The sequence below is a fragment of the Limosilactobacillus sp. genome, from assembly GCF_041859915.1.
Classification (GTDB): domain Bacteria; phylum Bacillota; class Bacilli; order Lactobacillales; family Lactobacillaceae; genus Limosilactobacillus.
Window position 1 is genome coordinate 1 of sequence record NZ_JBFLGB010000060.1, and the last position, 9,791, is coordinate 9,791.

The 9,791-nt window shown below is 45.6% G+C and carries 9 protein-coding genes and 1 other annotated feature; of the genes, 5 read left to right on the top strand and 4 right to left on the bottom strand.

Features of this window, described 5'->3' with window-relative positions; all coding sequences use genetic code 11:
* Positions 1-118: 118 nt before the first annotated feature.
* Genes proC through proB form a run of 3 tightly spaced genes read right to left on the bottom strand, consistent with a single transcriptional unit; the run spans position 119 to position 2,984 of the window.
* Positions 119-910 (bottom strand): pyrroline-5-carboxylate reductase, encoded by a 792-nt coding sequence (gene proC / locus ACEYV4_RS07720; protein WP_373842759.1) that lies wholly within the window; start codon positions 908-910, stop codon positions 119-121.
* Between the two features lie 19 nt (positions 911-929).
* Positions 930-2,174 carry a glutamate-5-semialdehyde dehydrogenase gene (locus tag ACEYV4_RS07725; protein ID WP_373842752.1) on the bottom strand — a complete coding sequence of 415 codons (1,245 nt, stop codon included), beginning with the start codon at positions 2,172-2,174 and terminating at the stop codon, positions 930-932.
* A gap of 21 nt (positions 2,175-2,195) precedes the next feature.
* Positions 2,196-2,984, bottom strand: a complete 789-nt coding sequence (gene proB, locus ACEYV4_RS07730) for a glutamate 5-kinase (RefSeq protein ID WP_373842753.1) — start codon at positions 2,982-2,984, stop codon at positions 2,196-2,198.
* Positions 2,985-3,296: 312 nt separating this feature from the next.
* Positions 3,297-3,540 (top strand) — a binding site (T-box leader).
* A 40-nt stretch (positions 3,541-3,580) separates the two neighbouring features.
* Here proB and ACEYV4_RS07735 point away from each other — a divergent pair.
* The 3 genes from ACEYV4_RS07735 to ACEYV4_RS07745 are packed head-to-tail and all read left to right on the top strand — an operon-like array spanning position 3,581 to position 6,559.
* A complete protein-coding gene (locus ACEYV4_RS07735; protein WP_373842754.1) occupies positions 3,581-4,366 on the top strand; it encodes a carbon-nitrogen family hydrolase in 786 nt (261 codons plus the stop codon).
* 14 nt (positions 4,367-4,380) lie between these two features.
* The gene (locus tag ACEYV4_RS07740; protein WP_373842755.1) at positions 4,381-5,559 is read left to right on the top strand and encodes a pyridoxal phosphate-dependent aminotransferase; all 1,179 of its coding nucleotides are present in this window, start codon (positions 4,381-4,383) and stop codon (positions 5,557-5,559) included.
* 28 nt (positions 5,560-5,587) lie between these two features.
* Positions 5,588-6,559, top strand: a complete 972-nt coding sequence (locus ACEYV4_RS07745) for a ketopantoate reductase family protein (protein ID WP_373842756.1) — start codon at positions 5,588-5,590, stop codon at positions 6,557-6,559.
* Positions 6,560-6,614: 55 nt separating this feature from the next.
* Here ACEYV4_RS07745 and ACEYV4_RS07750 read toward each other — a convergent pair whose 3' ends face one another.
* Entirely contained in the window at positions 6,615-8,549 is a 1,935-nt protein-coding gene (locus ACEYV4_RS07750) for an ABC-F family ATP-binding cassette domain-containing protein (RefSeq protein WP_373842757.1), read from the bottom strand.
* A 238-nt stretch (positions 8,550-8,787) separates the two neighbouring features.
* Here ACEYV4_RS07750 and ACEYV4_RS07755 point away from each other — a divergent pair, with 238 nt between their 5' ends.
* Both ACEYV4_RS07755 and tnpA read left to right on the top strand, forming a co-directional pair.
* Positions 8,788-9,426: a redox-sensing transcriptional repressor Rex gene (locus tag ACEYV4_RS07755; RefSeq protein ID WP_373842758.1), complete on the top strand. Its 639-nt coding sequence runs from the start codon at positions 8,788-8,790 to the stop codon at positions 9,424-9,426.
* A gap of 149 nt (positions 9,427-9,575) precedes the next feature.
* Positions 9,576-9,791 (top strand): IS200/IS605 family transposase (tnpA, locus tag ACEYV4_RS07760; protein ID WP_373842760.1); only part of this gene is annotated, 216 nt, incomplete at its 3' end.

Sequence of the window (9,791 nt, forward strand, 5' to 3'; positions counted from 1 at the left end):
AGGATTAAAAGCCGTTGGCTAGGAACTAGCCTTGGTAAAAGAACGGAGTTCTGTAAGTTAGGTAGCGTGAATACACGTGCAAGATCCTAAATACTACTTCGTGTTCCCAGAAGCTCGGTCATTTATGACCGAGTAGTTCACCCCCATTAGCCCGGTTAACCGCATCGATGATAGCGTAACGAAAACCGTGTTTTTCCAGGGCTTCGACCCCTTTGATGGTGGTGCCAGCCGGTGAGGTGACTTGGTCGCGCAATTCAGCCGGAGCCTTGCCAGTATCATGAGCTAAGGTGCCACTACCCTTAACCATGCTGGCAATTAGTTCGTAGGCAGTTTGGCGGTCAAGCCCATATTTAACCGCGGCATCGCTTAGGGCATCCATGAAGACATCGACGAAAGCTGGGCCACAGCCGCCGATCACGCCAACAATATCTAGCTTGTCCTCAGCAACGGTGATGATGTCACCAAGTTGGTTGAGAACATGGTTGATAACTGGTTGAGCACTTTCAGCACCATCGTGGGGCAAGGCTAACCCGATTGTCCCGGCATTAACGGCTACCGGTGTATTAGGAATGATGGTGGCTATTTGATTGTTAGGTAGGACAGCCTTGAGTTGTCGTTGGGTAATCCCCGCGGCGGCTGAGATAATAACTGTCTGTGGAGCAAGGCCATTTAATTGCTTAGCTACCGCAACCGTAACGTTAGCCGGAGTGGTAAGGATGACTACGTCCGGTTGATCATTGATGACCTCTGCCGCTGTATGGAAAAGAGTAAAGTTCAATTGTTCTGCAAGCTTGCTGACACGAGAATTAGTGGGATTCATTCCCCGGAGATCGTCAATTCCACTGTTAGTTAATCCTTTGATAATGGCGCCGCCCATGTTACCGACGCCGACAACTGTTATTTTCATTATTTCAACTTTCCTTTCTTTACTATTGACGGACCTGACCGTTACCGGTAATTTCGTATTTAATAGTTGTTAATTGATTGAGACCCATGGGCCCCCGTGCGTGAAGCTTCTGGGTACTAATTCCAATTTCAGCGCCAAATCCGAAGACCCCGCCGTCCGTAAATCGGGTTGAGGCATTGACATAAACACAGGCAGAATTGATTCGCTTTTGAAATTCTTGTCCTCGGGCGAGATTGTTGGTGACGATTGTCTCGGAATGGTGGGTACTGTGACGATTAATATGTTGAATAGCTTCATCCAGGGAATCAACCACTTTGACTGCCATGATGAAGTCATTATATTCGGTATCCCAATCTTTAGTTGTCGCCGGCCGCATTTGGGGAACCAATTGCCGAGCACGTTCGTCACCCCGAAGTTGGACACCGTGATCCATTAATGCATGCGCAATTTGTGGTAAGAATTTGGCAGCGACGTCCTGGTGGATTAATAATTTTTCGGCAGCGTTGCAGACGGATGGCCGTTGAACTTTAGCATTGACGGTAATGGCAGTAGCCATCTTAAGGTCAGCGTTCCGATCAATGTAGACATGGCAGTTACCAGCCCCCGTTTCGATCACTGGGACAGTTGCGGTTTTCACGACCCGTTGAATCAGCCCCTGACCGCCACGTGGAATTAGAACGTCAATGTAATCGGTCAGGTTCATCATCTCTTGGGCTGATTCGTGGCTGGTATCCGTAACCAATTGAACGGCATCAATTGGAAGCTGATCCGCTTTCAAAGCGTTGCGAAGGATGGTTGCCAAAGCGGTGTTGGTGCGAATGGCTTCCTTGCCTCCACGTAGGATAACGGCGTTGCCACTCTTAAAGGTGAGACCGGTGGCATCGACAGTGACGTTCGGCCGGGCCTCAAAGATGATTCCGATCACGCCCAGTGGGACCCGTCGTTGGAGAATTTGAAGGCCATCGGCGTTGATCCAGCCCCGGTCGATTTTAGCAGTCGGATCGGCGAGGCGGGCAATGGAACGCAACCCGTTTGCCATATCAGTGATTCGCTGGTGGTTAACCATTAAGCGGTCGGTAAATTTCTTGGGCATTGTTGTGGCGTTGGCGAGGTCAGCTTGGTTGGCTTGAAGGATGTCATCCTGATGGGCTTCAAGAGCATTGGCAAGATCATTCAAAGCCTGATTCTTGGTAGCCGTATCAAGTAATGCCAATTGGTCAGCCGCTGCCTGGGCTCGTTGGCCGATCTTAATTAATTCTTGGTTCATAGTATCATTTCCTCCTTAAATTTATTTGCCAAATTTAGTACCAATTTCATCACCACGGACAACCTTGAAGATGATTCGCGGATCAGCACCGGAGCAAAGAACCATTTGCTGGTGGTTGTCCATGACGGTGGCGGCCGCGTGTAGTTTAGTAACCATTCCACCGGTTCCAAAGCGGGTGCTAGAACCACTAGCAGCGGCTTTGAGTTCCGGCGTCATCTTCTTAACGTGGTGAATCGGCTGTGCGTCCGCGTATTTGTGAGGATCTTTATTATAGAAAGCATCAATATCGGACAGAACAATTAGCAGGTTAGCATCGATGTGCGTTGCCACCAATGCGGAAAGTTCATCGTTATCACTGAAGGTGGTGTGGTGGTCCAGTTCATCAACCGAAACCGGATCGTTTTCGTTAATGATTGGTACTACTCCATCAGCTAAAAGGGTCGAGATTGTATTTAACACGTGCTGACGACTAACGGGAAAGTGCAAGACGTCACGGGTTAAAAGGAGCTGGCCGACCCTTGTTTGATAATCAAGAAAACGTTGTGAATAGATCCGCATCAGTTCGGTTTGCCCGATAGCGGCCAGGGCTTGTTGCTGGGCAATCGGCTTGGGGCGCTTTTTAAGTCCTTGTGCGGCTAAGCCAACCCCCATTGCCCCGGACGAAACCAATACCATTTCGTAGCCTTGGTGGTTGAGGGTTGCCAGGGTAAAGGCCAGCCCGTCGATCGTTTGCAGGTTGGTTTGACCATTGGGAAGAATCAAGCTGCTAGTTCCTACCTTAACAACAATTCGTTTTTTCTTTTCTGCCATGAGGCAAACCTCCTTCAAAACAAAAGCACGTCTTTAATCGAGACACCAGTGACGGCGTTACCATTCTCGTTTAAAGACGTGCTTTACCCTTTTTTTAATAATTTATTAACTTGTTTGGTGAAGTAGTTAGGATTCGGTACTAATGGTGAGGCTTTCAGCCGGTGACCTCACTCTCTGGTCAGACCTACTATGGCTACAAACTTAGTGTACCTTCCTTTAGTTTTATTTGTCAAGTTCAGGATAAAATTAAAAATATATTAGAAAAGTATTGACATTTTATTAATAATTAATTAGAATTAGCCACAACAAGTTAAGAAAACGTCATTCAGATGAGTAGTGATAAGTTAATCAACAGAGAGTTCCTGGTCGGTGTGAAGGGATGGTTGCTTATTATGAAGATGGTCTGAGAAGTATGATGCACTGGTGAGAAATTTCAAGCTAGTGGCGGAGTGGTAGCCGTTATCATTACCCGGAGTTGATTGACTCCATGAGGTTGGCTGTGTGAGCAGTCAATGAACTAAGGTGGCACCACGGGAAAAGAGCACTCGTCCTTAAATTTAAGGACGAGTGCTCTTTTTGTATTTGAGGTGAATAGCTTGAATTTGCGTGTAGCATTAGCACAAATTGATGTTAAGTTTGCTGATCCCCAGACTAACGCCGACCGAGTTGCTACTTTTACCCGACAGGCGGCAACGCATGGCGCAGATGTGGTCGTTTTTCCGGAAATGTGGAATACCGGTTACGCCTTGGACCAGCTGGCTAAGCTGGCCGATCCGGCTGGCCAACAGACGAAAGCCCTATTGAGTCGGCTTGCTAAGCAATACCAAATCAATATCGTTGGTGGTTCAGTGGCTACTAAGCAAAATGGTAAGTTTTATAACACAACTTATATTTATGACGCGACTGGCCAGGAGGTATCTTCCTATCGCAAGGTTCACCTCTTTGGGTTAATGAAAGAAGACCAGTACTTAGCTGCTGGTAATCAGGAGAACTTCTTTCACTTGGCTAATGTCCCCAGTGCTAGTTTTATCTGTTATGACTTGCGCTTCCCCGAATGGCTCCGAACGGTGGCTCGACACGGAGCAGATATTCTTTACCTACCTGCGGAATGGCCAGCAGTCCGAATTCCACAGTGGAAAATCATGCTTCAATCCCGGGCCATTGAAAATCAAGCTTTTGTAGTAGCGGTCAACCGAGTCGGTGATGATCCCGATAACCACTTTAATGGCCATTCCTTAGTAATTGACCCGTTAGGAAAAATCCTGGCAGGTGATGGTGAAAAGGAACAGCTCTACTATGCTGATTTGAATCTTGCTGATTTGAAAACTGTACGGGGACCGATTCCCGTTTTCAAGGATCGGCGGCCAGCTTTGTATCGTTAAGGAGGAATTGAATTATGAAATTTGAACAATCAAACCTATTGGATCATTTGCCAAAACAATTTTTTGCCAATCTGGTAGCGAAGGTCAATGCCAAGATTAACGCCGGGGTCGACGTAATTAACCTTGGGCAGGGGAACCCTGACAAGCCGACCCCAGATTACATTGTTCGAAGTACTCAAAAGTGGGTGGCTGATCCTGCTAATCATAAGTACTCGCCATTTCAGGGCCTACCAGCATTTAAGAAAGCCGCGGCCAACTTTTATAAGGAAAAGTATGGTGCCGACATCGACCCTAACACGGAAGTTGTCATCCTTGGTGGTTCCAAAATTGGCCTGGTTGAACTGCCATGGGCATTAATGAACCCTGGTGATACTTACCTCTTACCAGACCCTGGTTATCCAGATTATTTCTCCGGCGCCGCGCTGGGTGAGGTTAATTTTGAGACTGTCCCGTTGCTGGCTAAAAATAACTTTTTACCGGATCTAGATGCTATTCCGGAAGAAACCGCTAAGAAGGCCAAGTTCTTCTACCTAAATTATCCGAATAACCCGACCGGTGCCGTTGCTACTAAGGAGTTTTATACCAAGCTAGTAGCCTGGGCAAAGAAGTACCATGTTGGAATTATCTCGGACTTTGCTTACGGTGCGATTGGTTTTGACGGTCAGCAGCCGTTGAGCTTCATGCAAACACCAGGGGCTAAGGACGTCGGCATCGAATTCTATACTTTCTCTAAGACCTTCAACATGGCCGGTTGGCGGATTGCCTTCGCGGTTGGTAATTCTGACATTATTGGAGCCTTGAACTTAATTCAAGATCACCTCTTCGTCAGCATCTTTCCAGCGTTACAGCGAGCGGCCATTGATGCTTTGACTAAGCCAGAACGTGATGGGGCAATTAAGGAGATCGTTGACCGGTATGAAAAGCGGCGGGATGCCTTTGTCGGAGCAGCCGAGAAGATCGGTTGGCATGCCTTCGTACCAAAGGGGACCTTTTATGCCTGGATGCCAGTGCCGAAAGGCTATACCAGTGAAAGCTTTGCCGATCTCTTGCTTGATAAGGTCGGGGTAGCTGTTGCCCCTGGTAATGGTTTTGGTAAGCACGGTGAAGGTTATGTCCGGATTGGCTTATTGATCGCACCACAACGGTTGAAAGAAGCCGTAAACCGAGTTGCCAAGTTGCACCTATTTGATTAGTAGCAAAGACTTAAGGAGGAATTCAATTATGGCTTTAAAGTATACAGTGTTGGGCGCTGGCGGAATGGGTTTACGTTTTGGAGTTTTGCTTCAAGAATTGGCCAACGCCAAAGTTGATTTTGTTGATAACTGGGCACCAGAGGTTGAGACGATCAAGAAGCAAGGCGGGGTATACGTTTCCCGTGATCACCAAAACCGTCACCTGGTCCCAATTAAGATTTATTCACCGGAAGAATACGCAGGAGACCCTGATGTTTTCATTGTCTTTGCCAAGCAGATGACCTTAGATGACCTCTTGAAGCGTAGTGCCCACTTCTTCCATCCGGACCATCAATACGTCTTTTCCGGAATGAACGGGATGGGTCACATTGAAAAGATTAACCAATACTTCCCCAAGGAGCATGTGGTTGCAGGGACTTGCCTAATTGGAACCGTCTTGAATAAAGCAGGTGACGTCGACTTTATCGGTAAATCCGGCGCGGGTTCAATCAACTTGGCTCCCCAGGTTGGGAAACCAGATGACCGGGTTAAGGAAATCGTGGCCGATTTCACCAAGGCTAATATCAATCCCCATTTAAATGATAACTTCTATGGAACCCTCCTAACAAAGGTCGTCTTTAATTCCGTGATCAACACGATTTGTACACTTTTTGAAATTCAAATGGGCCAATTCATTGACTATCCTGGTGCCGAAAAACTCGGTAAGCAGTTAATTAACGAAGCTTTTGATGTGGTTGAACGAGCCGGTATCCAGCTGTTGAGTACCCGAGAGGAAGAATGGCAGACGATCAAGTACGTCAGCTCTGTCACTAACCCTCTGCACTATCCGTCGATGTACCAGGATATGTCTAAGGGACGGCCAACTGAGGTAGACTATATTAATGGTTATATTTATGACTTGGGTAAGAAATATAATTATGAGGCCAGTACCCATGAGTTCCTGCGTAACTTGGTTCACCTGGCCGAAAATACGCGGAAATTCCGTCAGAACAAAGATTAATAATTATATCAAAAAAGGAGCAGTACTTTTGAAAAGTATTGCTTCTTTTTATTGTCTATGAATGTTGATTATCGAAATCTTCTAGCTTTTTGGCAGCCGTGGTCCAATTTAATTCGACCTCATCAGCTTGTTTCTTAGTAGCATCTAGTTTCTTTTGTAAGTCAGTCAGTTTACCGATGTTAGTAGCAATCTCCGGTTGACTCATCTTCTCTTGAAGGCCTTCCTGTTGTGTTTCCAGATCGGTCATTTCTTGCTCTAATTTGTCAACCTGGCGTTGTAACTTTCGCCGGGCTTTTTGAACCTCTTTGCTTTGCTGGTAGGATTGCTTGCCCTTAGATGGCTGGTGGCTAGGAATAGTTGTAGTGGTTGTGGCTTTCTCTTGTTTAGCCTTCTCAGCGAGGTAGTCGTCATAGTCACCGTCGTAGTGGGTAATGCCATCCTGGTGCATATCAAGTACATCGGTGGCAACCTGGTTAATAAAGTATCGGTCATGGGAGACAAAAAGCACCGTCCCGGTAAACTCATTGATAGCATTTTCGAGAACCTCCCGACTGTCGATGTCTAAGTGGTTCGTTGGTTCATCAAGAATCAGAAAGTTAATTGGCTTGAAGGAAAGCTTGGTTAATTCCAAGCGGGCCTTTTCGCCTCCGGAAAGCTCATGAACAACTTTGTAAACGTCATCACCGACGAAGAGAAAACTACCCAAGAGAGAACGAATATCCTGTTCCGAAACTTCAGGATGCTCATCCCAAACTTCATCGAGGACCGTTTTATTAGGGTGAAGCTGTTGTTGTTCCTGATCGTAGTAACCAATTTCGAGATTAGCGCCAAACTTAACCGTGCCACTGATCAACGGAATCTGGTGGAGAATCGACTTTAAAAGAGTCGACTTACCAATCCCGTTTGGACCGATAATGCCGATTCGCTGGGGCTTTCGGACGGAGAAGGAGAGGGGACCAGCAAGAACCTGTTCATCGTAGCCAACTTTGGCATCCTTAACGTCTAGAACCTCGGTACCACTAGCCTTATCACTATGGAAATGAAAATGAATTGATTGGTCATCAGTTTCAGGCCGCTCTAACTTATCCATTTTGGCTAGTTGTTTTCGGCGAGCCTGGGCACGTTTAGTTGTGGAGGCACGGACAATGTTGCGATTGACGAAATCTTCCAATTTAGCGATCTTCTTTTGTTGCTGGTTATAATGCTTCCATTCAGCCTTGAGCCGTTCCCGTTTGTGGGCAACAAATTGGGTGTAATTACCCGTGTAGTGAATTAAGGTGCGGTTGTCAAGGTCGTAGACGTCATGCACAACGTGGTCGAGGAAGTAACGGTCATGGGATACCACCAGGAGGGCGCCCTGGTAGCTCTTCAGGTAATCTTCCAGCCAAGCCAGCACGTTCATGTCGAGGTGGTTCGTTGGTTCATCCAGAATTAGTAGCTGAGGTGCTTGAAGGAGAATCTTAGCCAGAGCCAGCTTGGTTTTTTGACCACCGGAAAGGGCATCAACAGGGGTATCATAGTATTCTTCACCGAAGCCAAATCCCTTTAAAATACCGCGCATCCGGGATTCGTATTCGAAACCGCCCTGTTTCTTATAGTCGCTTTGCAGACGGTCATACTTATTCATTACTTGTTGATAATTTGCATCTTGGGGATCGAGGTTGGCCAGTTGTTCCTCTAGCCGGTGGATTTCTTTTTCCATTTCGTGAAGGGGAGCGAAAACTAGGTCGAGCTCAGCCCAAATATTATTCTTACTGTCAAGGCCTTGATCCTGGGCCAAGTAACCAATTGTTAAATCGCGGGTCTTGCTGATAGTTCCCTCGTCTGGGGTGGTGATACCGGCAATCATTTTTAGTAAGGTAGTCTTACCGGCTCCGTTTCGACCGACCAAGGCGGTACGACCATGATCATGGATTTGTAAATTAATATTGTGAAATAAAACGTCGGCTCCAAAACGGCGCATGACGTCATTAACTTGTAATAATATCATTAGAGAAACCTCATTAGTAAATGTAGTAAATCACCCTTTATTCTAGCAGATTTCAAGAAATTAATAAAAAAGGTAAATTTTATTGTGGACCGGTTCACAAAGCTTGTGAAAATTGCTAGAATGTAGTGTGATGTAAGGTGCCAATTTCACAAAGGTTTTAAATTAGGTTGGCTGTTTGCTCAATAATCAGCACAAGAGTCAAGAGTAAGCGATCAATGACCATGATAGGAGGATTAATATGCCAGCTAAAAAAATTCCACGAGCGACTGCCCGTCGATTACCAATATACTATCGTTATTTAACCGTCTTGAAGGGTGCAAAAAAGCAGCGAGTTTCTTCAACTGAACTATCTGAAGCGGTTCAAGTTGACTCGGCCACGATCCGGCGGGACTTTTCTTACTTTGGTGAATTAGGTAAGCGGGGTTATGGCTACGATGTAGATAGTCTGTTAAAGTTCTTCAAAGGAATCTTGCACCAGGACTCATTGGTTAGTGTTGCCTTAGTCGGTGTAGGAAGCTTGGGAAGTGCCCTTTTGAATTATAATTTTCATCAAGACACTAACTTGCGGATCAGCGCTGCCTTTGATACGAAACCGGAATTTGCTAATACCATTAAAAGTGGAATTCCCATTTATCCGGCCGAAGACATGGTAGACCAGTTAAAAGAGCAACAAATTGATGTCGTGATTTTGACGGTTCCGGGTTCTAAGGCACAAAAGGTAACCGACCAATTGGTTGAAGCAGGTGTTAAGGGTATTTTGAATTTTACACCAGTACGCCTATCTGTACCTAAGGATGTTCAGGTGCAAAATATTGACCTGACAAACGAACTGCAAACCTTGATTTACTTCATCAAAAACTATTCAGAAAGTAATTAATAGTGCATTTCTAATTATTCCTTCTTGTTAATACAAGGGGGATTTTTTGAAAGTGGGCAAGGAAACACGTTCTTTTAAGGACGTGATGAATTGCCCTTTTTGTGTTCAACATACGCATGGATAGTATATTATATGATATAATTATTAGTATGAAAGACATAAATAGACTTACATATGGTAGAACATCAGTTTACAATCTTAATTACCATCTCATTTGGGGGACTAAGTATCGCAACAAAGTGCTGAAAGGACACGGTGAAACAGTCTTGAAGCGAATATTATATGAAATTGCTTCAAAATATGGCTTTACGATTGCTCACATGGAGATTGGTAAGGATGACTACATTCACTTGCTAGTGAGTGCA

Coding starts and splice junctions, on each gene's coding strand:
- ACEYV4_RS07745 (WP_373842756.1), top strand. CDS start 5,588: ATGGCTTTAAAGTATACAGTGTTGGGCGCTGGCGGAATGGGTTTACGT.
- proB (WP_373842753.1), bottom strand. CDS start 2,984: ATGGCAGAAAAGAAAAAACGAATTGTTGTTAAGGTAGGAACTAGCAGC.
- ACEYV4_RS07725 (WP_373842752.1), bottom strand. CDS start 2,174: ATGAACCAAGAATTAATTAAGATCGGCCAACGAGCCCAGGCAGCGGCT.
- ACEYV4_RS07755 (WP_373842758.1), top strand. CDS start 8,788: ATGCCAGCTAAAAAAATTCCACGAGCGACTGCCCGTCGATTACCAATA.
- ACEYV4_RS07750 (WP_373842757.1), bottom strand. CDS start 8,549: ATGATATTATTACAAGTTAATGACGTCATGCGCCGTTTTGGAGCCGAC.
- ACEYV4_RS07740 (WP_373842755.1), top strand. CDS start 4,381: ATGAAATTTGAACAATCAAACCTATTGGATCATTTGCCAAAACAATTT.